The organism is Variovorax sp. 22077 (assembly GCF_052044195.1).
GTDB lineage: Bacteria > Pseudomonadota > Gammaproteobacteria > Burkholderiales > Burkholderiaceae_C > Variovorax > Variovorax atrisoli.
Window position 1 is genome coordinate 139,668 of sequence record NZ_JBQEQC010000017.1, and the last position, 19,598, is coordinate 159,265.

The following is a 19,598-nucleotide window of genomic DNA, read 5'->3' on the forward strand; positions in this document are numbered from 1 at the left end:
GGGCCTTCGGGCCGGCGGCGTTTTTCTTTTCAGCTCGGCTCAGGTCCTGGGCTGCGGTCTGGCCTGGCGCTTGAACTCGGCGCAGTAGTCCTTCTCGGGCAGCGACGGCGTGCGCCAGATGCGGTCGTAGTCGCCGGTCTGGGGGCCGGCGGCAGAGGCCGGCGCAGCCAGCAGCCGCACGGTGGCGATCTTCACGTCGTCGGGCAGGTGCTGCGGCACGCCGAGCGTGCGCACCACGTGGCCGGCGCCGGCGATCAGCACCACGGTCTGGCCCGGCTTCCGCGCCTTGACGATGGCCTGCGCCATCGCGCGGTCGCGGCCCACCTGGATGCGCGTCATGGGAACGATCTGGGATTCGGGAAGCATCCGGCAATGGCCCTCGCGCACCGCCTCCTGCTGTGCGCTGAAGGCCTCGCCGTTGAGCTGCACGTCGAGCGAGACGTCGGCCATCGCGTTCTTCATGCGCGAGCGCGGCAGGTTGGCGCCGACCACAGGCACGCCGGCGCGCACGGCGGCCATCACGGCGGGGCCGTAGCTGGCCCAGGGCCAGGCCTTGTCGCTCCAGTCGAGCGCGGCCTGCACCTGCGCCTCGGTGGCGGCGGGCCCGAGCTGCGCGGTGCTGCGCCCTTCCTCGGCCATCTCCAGCGCCAGCGCGGCGAGGTGGCCGCGCGCGGCCAGCGCCTCGACCGCCTCGCGCTCGATGACATGGTGCTCCGGCGCATCGTGCTGCTCGCCGATCAGCAGGGCATCGAGCGGCTGCAGGGCGGCCACGCGGCGCGCGACGGGGGCGTCGGGCGCATCGGCACCCGTTGCCGTGAGTGACGAGAACGCCGAGCAGCCCGCGAGCGCGACGGCGGCCAGGAGAGGGAGCAGCAGCGGGAGCCGGTAAGCCCGGGCGGGCCGGTACGGAAGAGGCATCGCGCCATACTATGCCCTCGGCACACGCATGCGGTGCCGTCCTTCGCCGCTTTTCCCTGTCGTCCCTTCTTCCGGTCCGTGCTTTCCCGATATCCCGTTCGCGTGCTGGCCACGCTGCTGCTCGCGCTCGCTGCCGCGGGCGTCTGCCTCGCGCTGCGCACCCCGCTGCCCTGGATGATCGGCCCGCTGCTGGCGGTGTCGCTGGCCTCGATCGCGGGCGCGCCCACCGCGAGCTTCACGCCGCTGCGCAACCTGGGGCAGTGGACCATCGGCACGGCGCTGGGGCTCTACTTCACGCCGCACGTCGTCGGGCTGGTGGCCAGCGTGTGGTGGGCGATCGTGCTGGCGATCGCCTGGGCGCTGCTGCTGGGCGTGGGCTTCGGCCGCTGGCTGCACGCGATGCATGCGAAGCGCATGCCGCATGTGCCGGCGAAGTCCATGAGAGCCACGACTTACTTCTCGGGCGCCATCGGCGGCGCGTCGGAGATGACGCTGATGGCCGAATCGGCCGGCGCGCGCACCGACCTCGTGGCCGCGGCGCACAGCCTGCGGCTGGTGGTGGTGACGGTGACCATCCCTTTCGCGATGCAGTGGAGCGGGCTGCACGGGCTGGAGATCAACCCGCCCGGCGTGCGCGAGGTGAACCCCGGCGGCCTCGCGCTGCTGGCGGCGGCAACCGGCATCGGCGCCCTGGCGATGCGCGCGCTGAAGCGCACGAACCCGTGGTTCATCGGGCCGCTGCTGGTGGCGATGGGCTTCACCATCGCCGGCCAGTCGCTGTCGGCCGTGCCCGCCTGGATGTCGAACACGGCGCAGCTGGTCATCGCGGTGAGCCTGGGCGTGCGCTTCAGCCGCGAATTCCTGCACACGGCGCCGCGCTGGCTGGGATCGGTGGTGCTGGGCACCTTCGGCATGCTGGTGCTCTGCGCCGCGGTGGCTTGGCTCCTGGCGTGGGCGACCGGGCTGCATCCGGCCACGATGATCCTGGGCACCTCGCCGGGCGGCATCGCGGAGATGTCGATCACCGCCAAGGTGCTGCAGCTGGGCGTGCCGGTGGTCACGGCCTTCCAGGTCTGCCGGCTGGTGGCGGTGCTGCTGATCGTGGGGCCGATGTTCCGGTGGATCTACCGCCAGGACGCAGCAAGGCCGGCGCGGCCATGAAAAAAGCGCCCGCGGGGGCGCTTTCTGTCGCTCCGAAGGGAGCTTGGCGGGCTGGAAGCGGCTTCAGTGCACCAGAACGGGCGTGTGCGCCAGTTCGGCGTAGCCTTCGAGGGTGTCCTCGACTTCTTCCTGCGTGGGGGTGTTGAGCTGCCAGGCGGCGATCTGCTGCTGGAACAGTTCTGCCCAGGAGCCGTCGAGGTAGACCTCCTTGCCCGAGCGCTTGTCCACGATCTCGAAGCCGTGGCGCTCCAGGACCGGCATGTTCGGCTGTGCGGGCGTTTCGCCTTCGTTCGGCTGCACGTGGACGACGACGAAAGACTCCGAGTCATAAAGCATGTTCATGGCGGGCCCTGTGAGAATGTCGATGGCGTTCATGGGGGTTAGATAGCAATCAACGCGCCAGTTTCAAGATAGGTTGTCTATCTGTAAAACCAACTGGCTAATTGGCCTATCCCTGGCTCCTTTCGCTTCGTTAGCGTGACTTTCTCCTCAATTTGGCGGGCCCGAAGGCAGGGGTTTGCGCAACTGCGCGTCAGCGAAGTCCCCGTTGGGCTCGGTTTGCCTGATCCGCACGGGTAGATACCCGTACTCCGGAGCCAGCCACAGTTCCAGTTTCCGGTCGAAGGACTTGCGCGGGTCGCGCGTGAGCTTGCGGGCGGTGAATTCGCCGGCCGGCAGGCTGAGCTTTTCCTCGTCGCCGACCACGAAGACCCAGACTTCGGCGTCCCGGGTACCCACTGTCTGCACCGAGATCCTGGTGCCGGCGGGATAGCGCTGCGGGCTGGCCGCCAGCAGGCCGCCGAGCTGCATCATCACGCTCATGCGGTCCTGCGCGCCGGGCAGCAGCGGCACGGGGGACGCGTTGTTGCTGAACACGATCTGGTTCTGGTCGCGCACGAAATGCGAGGCCACCTCCGACTTGCGGCTTTCGGAATACCGCTCGGGCTCCAGGCCGGAGGGGCCGATGCGCCCGGTGCTGTGCCAGTTGAGCAGCGTGAAGAACACCGCCTTGAGCGTCAGCCGGCCGTCGTAGCGGCTGCCGTCCTGCAGCCAGACCAGCTCGCCGAAGACGCCGCGCTGCGGCGAGGCGCCCGATTGGCCGGTGGCCTCGAAGTCCAGCGTGACCGAGCCCGGGATCTTCATCGCCTGGGTGCCGGCGATGGTGCCCGAGGCCTCGCCGCCGGCTGCCGCCTGGGTGCCGGTTCCGCTGCCGCCGGAAGGCGATGTCGCCCCTGCCGGCGCGCTGGCCGCAGCTTCGGGCGGTGCTGCCGCTCCTGAATCGGTAGCGGCCTGGGCCGTCAGGTCGGGCGTTTCCGGCGCAGGCGTCGCTACTGCCTCAGGTTCTGGCGAGGGTTCGGCGGGGGCGGGCTTCGGTGCCGGCTTCGGCCTGGGCACCGAGGCTTCGCGCGGCCGCTTGGGCTTCGGTGGCGGCGCGGGCTTCGCTTCTGCGGGCGCGGCTGCCGGTGCGGGCGCCTCGGCGGCCGGCGGCGCGATCACGATGGTGCGCGTGCTGAACTTGTTCGCCAGCGGCGAGGGCTCCGGCCCGATGGCCATCGGCGCCAGTCCGAGCAGCAGCAGGTGGACCAGCCCCACCAGCAGCGTCAGCCCGATCAGCGCCCGCCACGACGGACGCCCCGGCAACCCGGGAGGCAGCGACGGCGAGGAAGAGGGGGCGACGAGCGTCGGCATCGGTATGTGGAGTGGGGCGCCGGCCCGGAGGTTCACCAAAGACCACCTCGGTAAACTGCCGCCCGTTCAACCAGTTTAAGTGGGAGCGGCGACCGGTCCGTGCCGGCGGTCCGCTCCAGCCCACACGCACGCACCGCATCATGAAACTCGCCACCCTGAAGGACGGCTCGCGCGACGGCCAGCTCGTCGTCGTCTCGCGCGACCTCACGCTCGCCCACTACGCCACCGGCATCGCCAACCGGCTGCAGCAGGTGCTGGACGACTGGGGCTTCATGAGCCCGCAGCTGCAGGACCTGTACGCCAACCTCAACGCCGGCCGCGCGCGCCACGCCTTTCCCTTCGACCCCTCGATGTGCATGGCCCCGCTGCCGCGCGCCTACCAGTGGGCCGACGGCTCGGCCTACATCAACCACGTCGAGCTGGTGCGCAAGGCGCGCAACGCCGAGGTGCCCGAGAGCTTCTACACCGACCCGCTGATGTACCAGGGCGGCAGCGACGACTTCCTCGGCCCGACCGACGACGTGATCGTGCCCAGCGAGGCCATGGGCATCGACTTCGAGGCCGAGATCGCCGTCATCACCGGCGACGTGCGCATGGGCGCTACGCCCGACCAGGCGCTCGACGGCATCCGCCTCGTGATGCTGGCCAACGACGTGAGCCTGCGCAACCTCATTCCGGCCGAGCTGGCCAAGGGCTTCGGCTTCTTCCAGAGCAAGCCCGCCACCACCTTCAGCCCCGTGGCCGTGACGCTCGACGAACTCGGCGAGGCCTGGCAGCACGGCCGCGTGCACCTCGCGCTGCAAAGCAGCTGGAACGGCCGCAAGGTCGGCATGTGCGATGCCGGCCCGGAGATGACCTTCCACTTCGGCCAGCTCATCGCCCACATCGCCAAGACGCGCAACGTGCGCGCCGGCAGCATCGTCGGCAGCGGCACCGTGAGCAACAAGGGCGTCGAGAAGAAGGACGGCCAGACGGAGTGGCCCAAGGGCTACTCGTGCATCGCCGAGAAGCGCTGCATCGAGACCATCCAGACCGGCCAGCCCTACACCGACTTCATGAAGTTCGGCGACACCATCCGCATCGAGATGAAGGGGCTGGACGGGCGCTCGATCTTCGGCGCGATCGACCAGGAGATCGTGTCCACCGCGGGTCGTCCGAAGGATGCGCCGGTGTCGCTCGTCAAGCCGCAGGCCGGCGACGAGGCGCCGCAGGTCGAAGAGGAAACCCCGGAAGACTGAGGCTGCACGCTCAGTGCGGCCCCGCGCCGCGCAGCAGCTCCTTCTGCGACCGTATCCCCAGCCGCCGGAACGCCCGGTACTGGTGGGTGCGCACGGTCGTCAGCTCCACGCCGATCTCGCGCGCCGCCTCCTTGGCGGTGCGGCCGGCCATCAGGTGGCCGATGACCTCGCGCTCGCGCAGGCTCAGGCGCAGCAGCCGTTCGGCGAGGGCGGGTTCCACCGCCTTGCGGGCGCCGACCGCGCTGCGGCCATGCGCCGCGGTGGCATCGGCCAGCAGCGTGGCATGGGCCTCGATGAGCGCGAAGTCGGCCGTGCCGAACTCCGGCTGCGCCAAGCTGCGATAGAAGCTCACCGCCACCCGCTGCCCCGTGGGCTGCAGCAACAGCACCGACGCGCGCTCGCGGATGCCCACGTCGCCATAGCAGGCGGCGCGGTACACCGGGTCGGCCACCTCGTTGGCACGCTGGTGGCCCATCCACAGCTGTGCGCGCCCGGGCAGCTTGCGCGCTGCGAGCCAGGCCATGTTCGGGTCGAGCAGGTCGAATCGCTGCGCCACGTAGCGTTCCGATGTGCGCTCCGCCGTGCTGCCGTAGCTGCTGGCGGCCGACACCAGCTCGATGCGCCCGGCCGCATCGACCACGAACACGGTGCAGAAGGTCACCGGCATCACGCGCTGCATGGCCTTGAGGTAGCTGGTCGCGAGCAGCGGCGTGCCCACGCCCGAGAGCACGTCGCCGACCACGGCCGCGGCCAGCGCGGCGTCCTCGGAAGGTTGGATGCGCCAGCGTCTCATGGCCGGGGACGGAGGAAGAAAGGGAAGACGAAGAGGGCGCGCATGCGGGTAAACACCTCGTACGAAGTTATGACATTGCCGCTCGTCGCGCATCGGGACAATCCCGCCGCATGACGAACTCCCCCGCTGCCACCCTGGGCGATGCCGCCAGCGGCCCCGTGCCGCCGAGGCCCGGCGCCGATGCCGGATTGCCGCCTTCGGTCGGCGCCTTCCACTACACGCGCTACGACCCGCGCACGCCCGAACTCGGCCCCGACGGCGTCGAAGCCGCCAGCCATCCGGTGGTGATCGCGGGCGGCGGCCCGGTCGGCATGGCGCTCGCGCTGGGGCTCGCGAACCACGGCGTGCGCAGCGTGATCCTCGAAGCCGACGACACCGTGTGCGTCGGCAGCCGCGCGGCCTGCATCTCGCGCCGCAGCCTGGAGATCATGGAGCGGCTCGGCGTGTTGAGCGCCTTCATGGACAAGGGCCTGCCCTGGACCGGCGGGCGCAGCTTCTACAAGACCGCCGAGGTGTTCCGCTTCGAGATGCCGCACGACGAGCGGCAGAAGCTGCCGCCGATGATCAACCTTGAGCAGTACTACGCCGAGCACTACCTGCTGGAGGAGATCCTGCGCCGCAACGAGCGCACGCCGGGGCTCGTGGACATCCGCTGGGGCACCGAGCTCAGCGGCCTTTCGCAGGACGACGAAGGCGTGACGCTCGACGTGCGCAACGCCGAAGGCGCCTACCGCCTGCGCGGCCGGTGGCTCGCGGCCTGCGACGGCGGCCAGAGCTTCGTGCGCAAGCAGATGGGCCTCGCGCTCGAAGGCACGGGCTACGAAGGCCGCTACGTGATCATCGACATCGAGCTCAAGAGCGGCCACCCCACCGAGCGCCGCGCCTGGTTCGACCCGCCCTGGAACCCCGGCTCGACCGTGCTCATGCACCGGCAGCCCGACGACATCTGGCGCATCGACTACCAGCTGCGTCCCGGCCAGAGCACCGAGGAGGCATTGCAGCCGGCAGCCGTCGCCGAGTTCGTGCAGCGCCACCTCGACGCCATCGGCGAAGGCCACCTGCCGTGGAAGACGGTGTGGACCTCGGTCTATCGCGCCGGCGCGATGACGCTTGAGAGCTACCGCCACGGCCGTGTCGTGTTCGCGGGCAACGCGGCGCATGCCATGCCGATCTTCGGCGTGCGCGGGCTCAACTCCGGCTTCGACGACGCGGACAACCTCGCATGGAAGCTGGCCTTCGTCGCGAAGGGGCTGTCCGGCGCGGCGCTGCTCGATTCGTACTCGCAGGAGCGCATCGAGGCCTTCCACGTCAACGCCGAGAACGCGATGCGCAGCACCGAGTTCATGTCGCCGCCCTCGCGCGGATTCGATCTGCTGCGCGAGGCGGCGCTGTCGCTGTCGGAGGCGCATCGCGGCATCGCGCAACTCATCAACCCGCGCCAGACGCAGGCGGTGCGCTATGCCGCATCGCCGCTATCGAGCGAGGGAGATGCGCTGCCCGCCGGCCCGTTGCCGGGCGAGGCGATGCCCGAGCAGCAGCTCGAGCGCGGCCATCTCACCGACTGGATCGCGCCCACCTTCACGCTGCTGGTGCTGCGGCCCGACCTCGTCGCGCTGCCTGCCGCCGACATCGAACGGGCGCGCAAGGGCGCGCTGCCCTTCGTCGTGCGCAGCGTCGCGAGCCCGGGTGTCGACGGCGCCGACGCGCAGGCATCGCCCGCCGTGTTCGACGCGCTCGGTGCAAGGGACGGCGCGGTCTACCTGCTGCGCCCCGACGGCCACGTGGCCGCGCGCTGGCATCGCCTGCCGGCTGGCGCCCTGCAACCCGCACTGGCCCGCGCGGCCCGGGAGATTTCCGCATGACGACGACGACCACATCGCAGCTCCAACCCGACGCGCGCGACCGCCTCTATGCCGAATGCGCGCGCGCCATCACCGAAGCCGGTGCCGAGCGCGAATCGCTGTTCCTCGCGCGGCTCGCGCTGCTGCTGTTCGAGCAGGTCGGCGACGAGGCGCGCTGCCGCACCGCACTGGCCGACGCGCTGCGGGCTCTGCCCGTACCATCGCTGTCCGCTTCCTGATTTCCGGAACGACATACATACAACCAGCAGATTGGAGACTGATTCCATGGATCGCCGCACCCTTCTCGCCACGCTCGCCTCCGGCGCCGCAATGGCCGCATCGCCCTTCGCTCGCGCGCAGGAGTACCCCGCACAGCTCATCAAGTGGGTCGTGCCCTATCCGGCGGGCGGCGGCACCGACGTGATCGCGCGCGTGCTGGCCGAGGCGATGCGCCAGACGCTGGGCCAGCAGATCGTGGTGGACAACCGCCCCGGCGCCTCGACCAACATCGGCGCCGACATCGTCGCCAAGAGCAAGCCCGACGGCTACACGATCCTGTCGGCCGACAACGCGGTGCTGGCCTTCAACGAGCACCTGTTCAGCAAGCTGCCCTTCAGCCCCGAGAAAGACTTCACCTACATCGGCGCCATCGGCAAGTTCCCGCTGGCCCTGGTGGTGCATCCCGACTTCCCGGCGAAGGACTTCAAGGAGTTCCTCGCCTACGTGAAGGCCAACCCCGGCAAGGTCAACTACGCCTCGCCGGGCAACGGCTCGCCGCACCACCTGGCCATGGAGATGTTCAAGGTGCGCACCGGCACCTTCATCACCCACATCCCGTACCGCGGCGCCGCGCCGGCCATGGCCGACGTGATGGGCGGCCAGGTGCCCTGCATGTTCCTCGACCTGGCCTCGGGCCTGCCGATCATGCAGACCAACAAGGTGCGCGTGCTGGCCATCGGCTCGGGCGCGCGCAGCAAGCCGCTGCCCAACGTGCCGACGCTGGCCGAGGTGGGCGTGCCCAACACGGAGGTGTTCGCGTTCCAGGGCATCCTGGGCCCGGCCAACCTGCCGGCGGCGGTGGTCAGCAAGCTCAACGGCGACCTGAACAAGGCCTTCGGCACGCCGGCCGTGCAGAAGCGCTTCGACGACTTCGGCATGGAAGCGATGCCGGGCACGCCGGCCCAGTTCGCGGCGCTGTCGCGCGCCGAGTCGAAGCGCTGGGGCCCGATCATCAAGCAGGCAGGAATCAAGCTGGACTGAGCTCGCCAAGGAGCAGCTCTTCTCTTTTCGCGAAACACCGCGGAACCGGCTTGGCCGGGCCGCAGGTGTTGCCCCCGGTAGGGGGTGGAGGAGCGACATGAAGTGCGCGGAGCCTGGGGGCGTTACCTTGTATATGCCTTGCGCGAGCCGTCTTCGAAGACTTCGTCGTCGCGCTGCAGGTCGCCGTTCTCGTCCCAGACGCGCTCGCGCGTGACGCGGCCCTTGGCGTCGAAGCTCGATTCGGCCAGCAGCGTGCCCTTCTCGCTGAAGCGCTGGTGGGTGCCGACCGGGATCTGCCGGTTGCGGCCCTGGATCTCGTAGCGGCCCTGCGCGGCGCGCTGGCCGCTGTCGTAGAACTCGGTGATCTCGACGCTGCGCGCGTCGCCGCTGCCGCTGTAGGCCGACTTGCTGCGCGGCTGGCCGTTGAGGTAGTAGGCGTCGTCGACGATGGGTTCGCCCGCGCTGTTCCAGCGCTGGTCGCGCACCAGCGTCCCCTTCTCGGAGAAGGCCTGCTCGCGCACGCGGATGCTCGTGCGTTCCACCAGCAGGAAGGCGGTCTCGCGGCGCTTGATGCCTTCCGATGAAAAGCTCTGCTCGGTGCGCTGGTTGCCCACGGTCTCGTCGAGCGACGAGGGCTTGCCGTTGTCGTAGAAGCTCTGCGCCCGCACCCGCTTGCCCGACACGAACGACAGGCGCGAGCGCAGGATGCCGCGCGCGTCGAACAGGTCGACCTGCGACGGGCCGGTGCCCGAGAAGCCGCAGAGCCTGGCGTCGTCGACCACCGGCGCCAGCGTGGGCGCGTCGGCGCAGCGCAGGGCCGAGAGCTGGCCGTGCTCGGTGAACTCGACCGAGGCGCGCTCGCTGCCGCCGCCGGTGTCGGAGGTGGGATAGAAGATCGCTCGCCGCAGCTTGCCGTCTGGGTAGAAGCTGCGCACCAGGCCGCGCTCCTGGCCGTCGTCGTAGGTGGCGTCGCGCAGCACGCGGCCGGTGGGGGAGAACTCGCGCGCGCGGCCCTGCAGGTTGCCCTTGGCGTTGACGCTCTGCTCCTTGGCGAGCCGGCCCTTCTCGTAGATGCGCACGAGGCCCATCGCCACGCCGTTCTGTATCTGCGATTCGCGCTGCAGCTCGCCGCTCGAGCGGTCCTTGCAGCGCAGCAGGCCGGTCTTGCCCGCGATGCTGCTGCCGTTGTCGGGGTTCACGCCGTGGCCGTTGAGCTCGCAGTCGAGCTGGGCGTGCGCGAGCGTGGCGCACAGCAGCGCGAGGGGAGCGACGACGGCTGCCGGGCGCGGGATCATCTGCTTACTTGTCGTAGAGGGAGTCCAGGGAACGGAAACCCTTGACCTCGATCGGATTGCCGAACGGGTCGTGGAAGAACATCGTCCACTGCTCGCCCGGCTGACCTTCGAAGCGCACCTGCGGCTTCAGCACGAACTCGGTGCCGGCGGCCTCCAGCCGCTGCGCCATCGCCTGCCAGTCGGGCAGCGCGAGCGCGAGGCCGAAGTGCGGCATGGGCACCATCACGTCGCCGACGCGGCCCGTGCGTGCGGTGGCGAAGGGTTCTCCCAGGTGAAGGGAAATCTGGTGGCCGAAGAAGTCGAAGTCGACCCACGTGTCGGTGCTACGGCCCTCGGGGCAGCCGAGCACGCCGCCGTAGAAGCTGCGGGCGACGTCGAGGTCGCGAACGTGAAAGGCAAGGTGGAAGATGCTCTGCATGGTTTCGGATTATGGGCAGCGGTGCTGTGAGAATGCCGGACTTTCTTTCATCGTGGAGCAAGCCTTGCGGATACTCCGGATCCTCGCCGCGCCCCTGTGCGGCATCGCTTTCCTCTTCACCTTCGGGGCGGCCCAGGCCGCCTGCCCGCCTTCCGCCATCGCGAGCCTCGAGAAGCCCGGTGTCGGCCTGCGCAACGGCGTCGACCGCGGCGTGCTCTGGCGCATCGAGCGCGACGGGCGCACCTCGTGGCTCTACGGCACCATCCACATCGGCCGCGGCGACTGGGTGCGGCCCGGCCCCACCATCCAGAAGGCGCTGGCGCAGAGCGACACCGTCGCGCTCGAACTCGACATGCGCGACGAAGCCACCGCCCGCGCCATGGCCCGGCCCGCCGACCCCGAGCTGCTGGCCCGCATGCTCAGCGGCGAGCGTGCCCGCCGGCTCGAGCGCCAGAACAGCGAGGCCTGCGTGCCGCCGGGCTCGCTGTCGAAGCTGCAGCCGATCCTGCAGGTCACGGCGCTGGCCGGGCTGGTGGGGCGCGTCGACGGCCTCTATCCCGAATTCGGCGTGGACGAGACGCTCGCCGTCGCGGCGCGCAACGGCAACAAGCCCATCGTGGCGCTCGAGAATGCGGAAGACCAGCTCAAGGTGCTGACGGGCAGCTCAGAAGCCGAGGAGGCCGAGCAGGTCGACGCGGCGCTCGACGAGCTCGAATCGGGCAAGCTGCGCGGCCAGATCAAGGAGCTGGCCGAGGTCTGGGCCCGCAGCGACGCGGCCCGGCTGTCCCGCTATTCCGAGTGGTGCGACTGCCTCAACACGCCCGCCGAGCAGCGGCTGCTCAAGCGTCTGCTCGACGACCGCAACCCGAACCTCGCCGACGGCATCGAGCGCCTGCATGCCGGCGGCAAGGGCGTGTTCGCCGCGGTCGGTGCGCTGCACATGATCGGCCCGCAGGGGCTGCCCACGCTGATGGCGGCGCGGGGCTTCACCGTGACGCCGGTGCTCACCAGCGCACAGGAGCAGACCGCGCAGCCGATGCCCGCGCTCGCTGCGCCGTCGCCGGCGCCCAGGGCCGTGCGCGGCGGCAAGGCGGTCAAGGGCCAGCGCGGAAAGGCGGCTCCCGCGGCTGCCGCAAGGGGCGGAAAGTCCGCCAAGGCGGCACCCGCCGCATCCAGGGGCGGGGCCCGCGCGCCGGCCAAGGCCACCGGCAAGGCTGCGCCCTCCAAGGCCGCTGCCCCTGCCGCCAAGGGCAAAGTGCGCCGATAATCGCGGCCGCCATGCACGCGCTGCACCGATCCACCCGCTCCATCGTCCTCGCCGGTCGATGGGTGCTGCTGTGGTTCGTGATGTCGCTGGGCGTGGCGGTGGCGTCGCCGCTGGTGAACCCGCAGGCCATGGAGCTCGTGTGCTCCGCCGCGGGCTCCATCAAGGTGGTGGTCCACACCGAGGACGGCGTCAAGGAAATGGGCGCCTCGCACATGGACTGCCCGCTGTGCGTGCTGACCGGCGCTCCGCCGCCGGCCATGGCAGCCCCGGCCTTCGATCTTCCCCTGCCGCTGGGCCGCGTGGTCCAGCCCATCCCCGCCGCGCGCCTTGCCGCGGCCACCGCGGCGCCGCTGCCGGCGCGCGGGCCTCCGACCTTCTCCTGACGCTCTCGAAACCGTAGCCGTGCACGCGCGCCCGAAGCGCGTGCGCGGCTTGTCCGGCCCGTCCGGCCCGTCCGGCCCGTCCGGCCCGTCCGGCTTGAAGCTCCGTGGAGAAGGTTCCTCTTGAAAAAGCATTCCCGCGCCCTGGCGATCGCCATGGCATTTCCCCTTGGCGCGCCCGCGCTGGCGCAACAGGCGCAGCCGGCCGACACCGCCGAAGGCGGCCCCGGCGGCCGCACGCTGAACACCATCACCGTGACCGGCGGGCGGCCGACCTCGCTGCCCGCGCAGATCCCCACCACCATCGAAGGCGTGACGCACGAGCAGATCGTCGAGACCGTCAACGCCACCGACAGCGAGGACGCGCTGAAGTACCTGCCGAGCCTGGTCGTGCGCAAGCGCTACATCGGCGACTTCAACCACGCCGTGCTGGCCACGCGCGCCTCGGGCACCGGCAACAGCGCGCGTTCGATGGTCTATGCCGACGGCATCATGCTGTCGAACCCGCTGGGCAACGGCGCCACCTACGCGCCGCGCTGGGGCATGGTGTCGCCGGAAGAGATCGAGCGCGTCGACGTGCTCTACGGGCCGTTCTCGGCCGCGTACCCGGGCAACTCGGTGGGCGCGGTGGTCGACTACGTCACGCGCATGCCCACCAAGTTCGAGGCGCACGTCAAGCTCAGCGGCTTCGTCTCGAACTTCGACCTGTACAACAGCCACTCCTCGCCGGCCGGCCAGCAGCTCGACCTGTCGCTGGGCAGCCGCAGCGGCGACTGGTCGTGGTGGCTCAGCGCATCGCGCACGCACAGCAAGGGGCAGGCGCTGGTGTTCGGCAACCGGCTCGTCAGCGCCGGCACGATCGGCAACGCGGGCACGCCGGTGACCGGCGCGGTGGGCGGGCTGAACCCGTCGAACCAGCCCTGGTGGCTGGTCGGCGGCTCCACCATCTACGACACCACGCAGGAGCAGGCCAAGCTCAAGCTGGCCTACGACTTCTCGCCCACGGTGCGCGCCACCTACACGCTCGGCGCGTGGAACAACACCACGCACGGCGGAGTCGACACCTGGCTGCGCGACGCCCTCGGTCGGCCGGTGTACGGCGGGCGGGTGAACATCGGCGGGCGCGCCTACAACCTCGATTCGCCCAGCGCTGCGCTCGCGCCCACCGAAACCGCGCTCACGCACTACATGCACGGCCTTTCGGTGAAGAGCCACACCGGCGGCGTGTTCGACTGGGAGGTTGCCGCGAGCCTGTACGACTATTCGCGAGACACCTCGCGCACGCCCACCACGCCGCTGCCCGGCGCCTTCAGCGGCGGCCCGGGCCGCACCACCGACATGGGCGGCACCGGCTGGAGCACCTTCAAGGCCGCCGGCACCTGGCGGCCCACCGGCTCGGCCGAGGGCGTGGGCGCGCACGTGGTCGACTTCGGCTTCCAGCAGGACACGGCGCGGCTTCGCACCAGCGTCGGCAACACGCTCGACTGGATCGGCGGCTCGCCCGTCTCGCCGTTCTCGGCCTTCAACGGCAACACCCGGCTGCAGTCGCTCTACGTGCAGGACACCTGGCGCTTCGCGAAAGATTGGAAGACCACGCTCGGACTGCGCCATGAGCGCTGGGAGGCTTACGGCGGCCAGCTCGGCAACGCCAGCACGCTGCTGAACTTTTCGCCGCGCAAGAACAGCTACGACTCGCCAAAGGCGGCAGTCGCCTGGCAGGCCACCTCCGACTGGCTGCTCAAGGCCTCGACCGGCCGCGCGGTGCGCATGCCCACCGTGAGCGAGCTCTACCAGGGCTCCATCGACGGCAACCGCATCGTCAACACCAACCCCAACCTGCGGCCCGAGCGCTCGTGGACCACCGAGCTCACCGCCGAGCGCGACCTCAAGGGCTGGGGGCTCGACGGCGTGCTGCGCACCACGCTCTTCTTCGAGAACACGAAGGACGCGCTCTACACCCAGGCGCTCAACAACCTGGTGAGCACGGTGCAGAACGTCGACGTCATCCGCACGCGCGGGCTGGAGGTGGCGTTGAACGCGTCCGACGTGGGCGTGCGCGGGCTGGACCTGAGCGGCAGCCTCACGCTCACCCGCTCGAAGATCACCGCCAACGGCGGCTTCCCCGCCAGCGTCGGCCACGACCAGCCGCGCGTGCCCAGGGTGCGCGCCACGCTGCTGGCCACCTACCGGCCGGACGACCGCTGGAGCTACACCGTGGGCGCGCGCTACAGCGGCAGGCAGTACGGCACCCTCGACAACAGCGACCCCAACGGCTTCGCGTACATGGGCTTCTCGAAGTTCTTCGTGGTCGATGCGCGCATACGCTACCGGATCGACCGCCAGTGGAGCGCCTCCTTCGGCATCGACAACCTGAACAACAACAAGTACTGGGCCTTCCACCCGTACCCGCAGCGCACCTACGTGGCCGAGCTCAAGTTCGACCTTTGACTTTTCCATTCCAACTGCAAGGACCAAACGACATGACGAACAAGATTCCGCTGGCCATCCTCAGGACCACCGCTGCTGCCTGCGCCATGCTGGCCGGCATGGGCGCCGCGGTGGCGCACGTCACGCTGCGTCCGGGCGGCGTGACCGTCGGCAGCGACTACGACGCCGCCTTCCGCGTCGGCCACGCCTGCGAAGGCGCCAAGGCCACCACCGGCCTGGCCGTGCGCCTGCCCAAGGGCTTCATCCTGAGCGACGCGCAGGCGCGCAAGGGCTGGAAGCTCGACGTGCAGAAGGGCGCGAAGGATGGCGAAGGCGAAGTCCGCTGGACCGCCGAGACGCCCGGGAACGCGCTGCCCGGCAGCGAGCGCGCCGAGTTCGTGCTGCGCGGCAAGGTGCCGTCCACGCCGGGCACGCTGTGGTTCAAGGTGTTGCAGACCTGCGACGTGGGCGCAGCCGACTGGGCCGAGGTGCCGGCCTCGGGCAGTTCCACCGCCGGCCTGAAGAGCCCGGCCGCGAAGCTCGACGTGGTGGCGCAGGGCGTGGCCACGGTCGACGTGCGCGACGGCTGGGTGCGCCAGTCGGTGCCGGGCCAGAGCGGCACCGGCGCCTTCATGAAGCTGACCTCGCCCACCGGCGCGAAGCTGGTGAGCATCTCCACGCCGGCCGCCGGCGTCGCCGAAGTGCACGAGATGAAGATGGAGGGCGACACCATGAAGATGCGCGAGCTCTCGAGCGGCCTCGACCTGCCCGCGGGCCAGACCGTCGAGCTCAAGCCCGGCGGCTACCACGTGATGATGATGGACCTGAAGGGCGCGCTGGCGAAGGGCGCGACCGTGCCGATGACGCTGAGCTTCCAGGACGCCAAGGGTGCCAAGACCACGCTGGACGTGACGCTGCCGGTGGGCGCGCCCGAAGGCGCGGATGCCGGCGGCGCTGCGCACCAGCACAAGCACTGACCGGCGCCGCTTCCGCTCTCAGAGCAGCTGGTCGGGCGCCAGCGGCCCGAAGAGCTTGAGCATCAGCCGCAGCATGGCGCCGGCGTCGGGCTCGGTGGTGGCGTCCTTCAGGCCGCTGCCCTGGGGGGCGCGCCACACCAGCGAGCCGTCGACCAGCTCGACGTGCCACGAGCGCTCGCGCATGCCGCGCTCGATCTGCTCCGACGCGGCGCGCGAGAGCTCGTTGCTTCGGATCAGCAGTGCGATCTCGGTGTTCTGCAGCTGCGATCGCAGGTCGAGGTTCATCGAGCCCACCACCAGCAGCCGGCCGTCCATCACCAGCACCTTGGAGTGCAGCATCGCACGCGATTCGCCCGAGATGCCCGTGCTCCCGCCGCTGCTTCCCGTGGAGCCGCCGAACACGGTGCCGAAGCTCGCCTGCTCGCTGCGCAGCTCGTAGAGCTCGATGCCCATCTTCAGCAGTTCCTCGCGGTGGCGCGCATAGCCCACGTGTGCCACCGGGGCGTCGTTGGAAGCCAGCGAGTTGGTCAGCACGCGGATGCGCACGCCGCGGCCGCGGGCGGCCGAGAAGGCCTGGAGCATGTCCTTCCCGGGTACGAAGTAGGGCGAGATGATGGTCAGGTCGGTTCGCGCCTGGCCGATCAGGTGCAGCAGGCCCTCGACCACGGTGTCGCCGTTGGCGGCGATGTCGGAGGCGGCTTCCAGCGAGGCCGCGCCGCGGGAGGTGCCGGGCTTGTCGTCGAGCCGGCTCACGACGAGGCCGGGCGCCTTGGTGCTGCCGGGGCCGGAGTCGGCGGGGATCTTTCCGGGCTTGTCGGCCAGCATCACCGCCGGCGCCCAGACGAAGGTGGCGGTGCGCAGGTCCAGCGGCTTCTCGTCCCAGGCGCGGGCGCGCTGCTCGGCGGTGGGCGGGCCTTCGCCTTCCTGCCGACGGGTCGATTCGTCGGCCAGTTCCTGGTCGGCCGCTCGCGCGCGGTCGCGCATGGCCTGGAGTTCCTCCCGCGTGACCAGCGACTGCACCGGGTAGGCGCGCTCGTTGTTCCAGTAGCTGTCGAAACTGCGCGAGAGGTCCTGCACGATGGGGCCGGCGGCCAGCACGTCGACATCGACGAAGTTGCCGTTGGTCGCGTTGCCGAAGTAGGCGTCGCCCAGGTTGCGCCCGCCCGTCACGCCCAGCACGTTGTCGGCCAGGAACAGCTTGTTGTGCATGCGCTGCTGGATGCGCGAGGCGTCGTCGATCGAGTTGAGCAGCCGGCTGAAGGAGGAGTCGCGCGAGCCCGCCAGCGGGTTGAACAGCCGCATCTGGATGTTGGGGACGAAGGCCAGGCCCAGCACCAGCGCATCGCGGCCGGTGGAGTGGAAGTCGTCGAGCAGCACGCGCACGCGCACGCCGCGCTCGGCGGCCGCCCTCAGGCCGCGCACCAGGCGGCCGGTGCTGGCGTCGGCGTGGATGGCGTAGTACTGCAGGTCCAGCGTCTTCTGCGCGCCCTCGATCAGCGCGAGGCGGCTGCCGTAGGCGGCCTGCGGACCGCCCAGCAGCAGGAAGCCCGATTCGTAGCCGGCCTTGTCGGCCTGCCGGCGCTGCTGCACCAGGTCGGCCAGCGCGGTGCCGGTGGCGGGCGCGGCGATGGCTGTCGAAACCGGGCGGTCGACGTTCTGCGGCAGTTGCGCGCAGGCGCCGAGGATCATCAGCGCGAGCAGGGCCGAGGATCGGCGGAGGAACGTCTGGAAGGAGGAGGACATGCGGCTGCTTTCCCGGGGCTCGGAGAGAGGGTGCCGCATATATAGCCTAGTCCGGGCCCGCCGGGCGTCGGACGGCCGGCTCGGGCGGATGTCAGCGGCCGGCTGCGAGTTCTTCCTGGCGCTCCATCGCGGCGAGAAGCTCGTCGTCGATCTGGGCGTGGCGCTGCGCCAGCTCCGCCGCGCGCGAGGAGTCGGTGGCATAGATGGCGCCGCCGTCGAGCTCCAGCATCTCGGTGATGCGCTTCTGCTCGGCTTCGAGGGCCTCGATCTGGGCGGGCAGGGCGTCGAGCTCGCGCTGCTCCTTGTACGAGAGCTTCCTGCGCACGCCGGTCGCCGCCGCCTTCGGGGCGGCCGGTTCGGCGGCAGGAGCGGGCGCAGGAGCCGGCGGCGGCGCGGCGGCAGCCAGGCGCTGCGCCGCGATCTCGCGGGCGCGCTTCGACTGGGTCAGCCAGTCCTGCACGCTGCCTTCGTACTCGCGCCAGCTGCCGTCGCCTTCGTACGCGATGGTGCTGGTGACCACGTTGTCGAGGAAGGTGCGGTCGTGGCTCACGAGGAACACGGTGCCGTCGTAGTCCTGAAGCAGGTTCTCGAGCAGCTCGAGCGTGTCGATGTCCAGGTCGTTGGTCGGCTCGTCGAGCACCAGCACGTTGGCCGGACGGGCGAACAGGCGCGCCAGCAGCAGCCGGTTGCGCTCGCCGCCGCTGAGCGAACGCACGGGGGAGTTGGCGCGCGCGGGGGAGAAGAGGAAGTCTGAGAGGTAGCTCTTGACGTGCTTTCTCTGCGAGCCGATCTCGATCCACTCGCTGCCGGGGCTGATGAAGTCCTCCAGCGTGGCGTCGAGGTCGAGCTTGTCGCGCATCTGGTCGAAGTACGCCACCTGCAGGTTGGTGCCGCGGCGGATCTTGCCGCCGTCGGGCTCGATCTCGCCGAGGATCAGCTTCAGCAGGGTGGTCTTGCCCGCGCCGTTGGGGCCGAGCAGGCCGACCTTGTCGCCGCGCAGGATGGTGCCGCTGAACTTGCGGATCACGGTCTTCTCGCCGAAAGACTTGGTGGCGTCGGTCAGCTCGGCCACGATCTTGCCGCTGGCCTGGCCCGAGGCCACGTCCATGTTGACGCTGCCTTGCACGTTCCGGCGGGCGGCGTGGCTGGCACGCAATTCCTGCAGGCGCGTGATGCGGCTCTGGCTGCGGGTGCGGCGCGCCTCGACGCCCTTGCGGATCCAGATTTCCTCTTGGGCCAGGAGCTTGTCGGCCTTGGCGTTGATCACCGCCTCCTGGGCGAGCTGCTCTTCCTTCTGGGCGAGGTACTGCTCGAAGTTGCCGGGATACGAGCCGAGCTTGCCCCGGTCCAGCTCGACGATACGGGTCGCCACGCGGTTCAGGAAGCTGCGGTCATGGGTGACGGTGACGACGCTGCCCTTGAAGTCGATCAGCAGCTGCTCGAGCCACTCGATGGAGTCGAGGTCCAGGTGGTTGGTGGGTTCGTCCAGCAGGAGGACGTCCGGAGCCGCCACCAGTGCCTGGGCGAGGGCCACGCGCTTGCGGGTGCCGCCGGAGAGCGAGCCGACGCGCGCGTCGCGATCGAGGTGCAGGCGATGCAGCGTTTCCTCCACGCGCTGCTCCCAGTTCCAGGCGTCGAAGGCTTCGATCTGCGACTGGAGCGCGTCGAGGTCCAGGCCTTCGGCACCGGACAGATAGAGATCGCGCAGGGCGATGACGGGGGCCAGGCCCTGGCTGGCGGCGGTGAAGACGTCCGAGTCCATGTCGAGCGCGGGCTCCTGGGCGACGTAGGCCACGCGCAGGTTCTGCTGCAGCTGGAGCGTGCCGTCGTCCGTCTTCTCCAGGCCGCCCAGTATCTTGAGCAGTGAAGACTTGCCTGCGCCATTGCGGCCGATCAGGCCGACGCGCTCCGATTCGAGAAGTGAGAAGTCCGCATGATCCAGCAGCGGGACGTGACCGAACGCGAGTTGCGCGTCGAGGAGTGTGATGAGTGCCATGTGGCGCGGATTATCGGAGGAGGGGATGTCGGGGGCTCTTGGGGGCACTGGCCCTCCCCTATATATGTAGATATGTAGAGGAGGCACGTGGTGACGGTGATCCAAGATTCTTTCACGAGCATCTTGCGCACGCCCGGAAATGTCATATACTCGAGGGCTTCGCTACTGACGGCCTTGTGTTGTTGAAGCGGCTGG

17 protein-coding genes are annotated in these 19,598 nt (G+C 70.1%); 9 read left to right on the top strand and 8 right to left on the bottom strand.

The annotated features are described in order from the left end of the window. Positions 1-39: 39 nt before the first annotated feature. Positions 40-918 (bottom strand): ChaN family lipoprotein, encoded by an 879-nt coding sequence (locus tag ACTJLF_RS23285; RefSeq protein ID WP_440883991.1) that lies wholly within the window; start codon positions 916-918, stop codon positions 40-42. 78 nt (positions 919-996) lie between these two features. Between ACTJLF_RS23285 and ACTJLF_RS23290 the strand changes: the two genes are divergently transcribed. Continuing rightward, positions 997-2,079: an AbrB family transcriptional regulator gene (locus tag ACTJLF_RS23290; protein ID WP_354325319.1), complete on the top strand. Its 1,083-nt coding sequence runs from the start codon at positions 997-999 to the stop codon at positions 2,077-2,079. A 63-nt stretch (positions 2,080-2,142) separates the two neighbouring features. On the opposite strand, the gene ACTJLF_RS23295 is transcribed toward ACTJLF_RS23290, so the two are convergent. Further along, positions 2,143-2,421 carry a BTH_I0359 family protein gene (locus ACTJLF_RS23295; RefSeq protein WP_026346723.1) on the bottom strand — a complete coding sequence of 93 codons (279 nt, stop codon included), beginning with the start codon at positions 2,419-2,421 and terminating at the stop codon, positions 2,143-2,145. Between the two features lie 147 nt (positions 2,422-2,568). Then, entirely contained in the window at positions 2,569-3,768 is a 1,200-nt protein-coding gene (locus ACTJLF_RS23300) for a DUF3108 domain-containing protein (protein ID WP_440883992.1), read from the bottom strand. A 140-nt stretch (positions 3,769-3,908) separates the two neighbouring features. Between ACTJLF_RS23300 and ACTJLF_RS23305 the strand changes: the two genes are divergently transcribed. Beyond that, positions 3,909-5,006, top strand: a complete 1,098-nt coding sequence (locus ACTJLF_RS23305; RefSeq protein WP_132755270.1) for a fumarylacetoacetate hydrolase family protein — start codon at positions 3,909-3,911, stop codon at positions 5,004-5,006. A gap of 10 nt (positions 5,007-5,016) precedes the next feature. Here the strand turns inward: ACTJLF_RS23305 and ACTJLF_RS23310 are convergent, their stop codons facing one another. After that, entirely contained in the window at positions 5,017-5,799 is a 783-nt protein-coding gene (locus ACTJLF_RS23310; protein ID WP_440883993.1) for a LuxR C-terminal-related transcriptional regulator, read from the bottom strand. A 110-nt stretch (positions 5,800-5,909) separates the two neighbouring features. On the opposite strand from ACTJLF_RS23310, the gene ACTJLF_RS23315 reads away from it, so the two are divergent. Genes ACTJLF_RS23315 through ACTJLF_RS23325 form a run of 3 tightly spaced genes read left to right on the top strand, consistent with a single transcriptional unit; the run spans position 5,910 to position 8,900 of the window. Beyond that, positions 5,910-7,661: an FAD-dependent monooxygenase gene (locus ACTJLF_RS23315; protein ID WP_440883994.1), complete on the top strand. Its 1,752-nt coding sequence runs from the start codon at positions 5,910-5,912 to the stop codon at positions 7,659-7,661. After that, complete coding sequence (locus tag ACTJLF_RS23320) at positions 7,658-7,879, top strand: hypothetical protein (RefSeq protein WP_440883995.1); 222 nt, start codon at positions 7,658-7,660, stop codon at positions 7,877-7,879. Before ACTJLF_RS23315 ends, ACTJLF_RS23320 begins: the two co-directional genes overlap by 4 nt. A 46-nt stretch (positions 7,880-7,925) precedes the next feature. Then, a complete protein-coding gene (locus ACTJLF_RS23325; RefSeq protein WP_126185860.1) occupies positions 7,926-8,900 on the top strand; it encodes a Bug family tripartite tricarboxylate transporter substrate binding protein in 975 nt (324 codons plus the stop codon). A gap of 122 nt (positions 8,901-9,022) precedes the next feature. On the opposite strand, the gene ACTJLF_RS23330 is transcribed toward ACTJLF_RS23325, so the two are convergent. Together ACTJLF_RS23330 and ACTJLF_RS23335 are read right to left on the bottom strand one after the other, a co-directional pair. Beyond that, the gene (locus tag ACTJLF_RS23330) at positions 9,023-10,195 is read right to left on the bottom strand and encodes a toxin-antitoxin system YwqK family antitoxin (protein ID WP_132755278.1); all 1,173 of its coding nucleotides are present in this window, start codon (positions 10,193-10,195) and stop codon (positions 9,023-9,025) included. 4 nt (positions 10,196-10,199) lie between these two features. After that, complete coding sequence (locus tag ACTJLF_RS23335) at positions 10,200-10,613, bottom strand: VOC family protein (protein ID WP_019657508.1); 414 nt, start codon at positions 10,611-10,613, stop codon at positions 10,200-10,202. A 64-nt stretch (positions 10,614-10,677) separates the two neighbouring features. On the opposite strand from ACTJLF_RS23335, the gene ACTJLF_RS23340 reads away from it, so the two are divergent. The 4 genes from ACTJLF_RS23340 (at position 10,678) to ACTJLF_RS23355 (ending at position 15,664) form a co-directional block, all read left to right on the top strand. Continuing rightward, positions 10,678-11,880 (top strand): TraB/GumN family protein, encoded by a 1,203-nt coding sequence (locus tag ACTJLF_RS23340; protein ID WP_132755280.1) that lies wholly within the window; start codon positions 10,678-10,680, stop codon positions 11,878-11,880. A gap of 11 nt (positions 11,881-11,891) precedes the next feature. Further along, complete coding sequence (locus ACTJLF_RS23345; RefSeq protein ID WP_132755282.1) at positions 11,892-12,263, top strand: DUF2946 family protein; 372 nt, start codon at positions 11,892-11,894, stop codon at positions 12,261-12,263. Between the two features lie 153 nt (positions 12,264-12,416). After that, positions 12,417-14,708 (top strand): TonB-dependent receptor, encoded by a 2,292-nt coding sequence (locus ACTJLF_RS23350; RefSeq protein ID WP_132755284.1) that lies wholly within the window; start codon positions 12,417-12,419, stop codon positions 14,706-14,708. Positions 14,709-14,740: 32 nt separating this feature from the next. Continuing rightward, entirely contained in the window at positions 14,741-15,664 is a 924-nt protein-coding gene (locus tag ACTJLF_RS23355; protein WP_132755286.1) for a copper chaperone PCu(A)C, read from the top strand. A gap of 18 nt (positions 15,665-15,682) precedes the next feature. On the opposite strand, the gene ACTJLF_RS23360 is transcribed toward ACTJLF_RS23355, so the two are convergent. Together ACTJLF_RS23360 and ACTJLF_RS23365 are read right to left on the bottom strand one after the other, a co-directional pair. Next, positions 15,683-17,407, bottom strand: a complete 1,725-nt coding sequence (locus ACTJLF_RS23360; RefSeq protein ID WP_132755288.1) for a phospholipase D family protein — start codon at positions 17,405-17,407, stop codon at positions 15,683-15,685. Between the two features lie 91 nt (positions 17,408-17,498). After that, complete coding sequence (locus tag ACTJLF_RS23365; RefSeq protein WP_132755290.1) at positions 17,499-19,403, bottom strand: ATP-binding cassette domain-containing protein; 1,905 nt, start codon at positions 19,401-19,403, stop codon at positions 17,499-17,501. Positions 19,404-19,598: the final 195 nt, after the last annotated feature.

Excerpts from the sequence above, each read along its gene's own strand:
- ACTJLF_RS23305 (WP_132755270.1), top strand. The coding sequence starts at position 3,909 with ATGAAACTCGCCACCCTGAAGGACGGCTCGCGCGACGGCCAGCTCGTC.
- ACTJLF_RS23300 (WP_440883992.1), bottom strand. The coding sequence starts at position 3,768 with ATGCCGACGCTCGTCGCCCCCTCTTCCTCGCCGTCGCTGCCTCCCGGG.
- ACTJLF_RS23330 (WP_132755278.1), bottom strand. The coding sequence starts at position 10,195 with ATGATCCCGCGCCCGGCAGCCGTCGTCGCTCCCCTCGCGCTGCTGTGC.
- ACTJLF_RS23310 (WP_440883993.1), bottom strand. The coding sequence starts at position 5,799 with ATGAGACGCTGGCGCATCCAACCTTCCGAGGACGCCGCGCTGGCCGCG.
- ACTJLF_RS23350 (WP_132755284.1), top strand. The coding sequence starts at position 12,417 with ATGGCATTTCCCCTTGGCGCGCCCGCGCTGGCGCAACAGGCGCAGCCG.
- ACTJLF_RS23285 (WP_440883991.1), bottom strand. The coding sequence starts at position 918 with ATGCCTCTTCCGTACCGGCCCGCCCGGGCTTACCGGCTCCCGCTGCTG.
- ACTJLF_RS23345 (WP_132755282.1), top strand. The coding sequence starts at position 11,892 with ATGCACGCGCTGCACCGATCCACCCGCTCCATCGTCCTCGCCGGTCGA.
- ACTJLF_RS23355 (WP_132755286.1), top strand. The coding sequence starts at position 14,741 with ATGACGAACAAGATTCCGCTGGCCATCCTCAGGACCACCGCTGCTGCC.
- ACTJLF_RS23320 (WP_440883995.1), top strand. The coding sequence starts at position 7,658 with ATGACGACGACGACCACATCGCAGCTCCAACCCGACGCGCGCGACCGC.
- ACTJLF_RS23365 (WP_132755290.1), bottom strand. The coding sequence starts at position 19,403 with ATGGCACTCATCACACTCCTCGACGCGCAACTCGCGTTCGGTCACGTC.
- ACTJLF_RS23315 (WP_440883994.1), top strand. The coding sequence starts at position 5,910 with ATGACGAACTCCCCCGCTGCCACCCTGGGCGATGCCGCCAGCGGCCCC.
- ACTJLF_RS23325 (WP_126185860.1), top strand. The coding sequence starts at position 7,926 with ATGGATCGCCGCACCCTTCTCGCCACGCTCGCCTCCGGCGCCGCAATG.
- ACTJLF_RS23335 (WP_019657508.1), bottom strand. The coding sequence starts at position 10,613 with ATGCAGAGCATCTTCCACCTTGCCTTTCACGTTCGCGACCTCGACGTC.
- ACTJLF_RS23360 (WP_132755288.1), bottom strand. The coding sequence starts at position 17,407 with ATGTCCTCCTCCTTCCAGACGTTCCTCCGCCGATCCTCGGCCCTGCTC.
- ACTJLF_RS23295 (WP_026346723.1), bottom strand. The coding sequence starts at position 2,421 with ATGAACATGCTTTATGACTCGGAGTCTTTCGTCGTCGTCCACGTGCAG.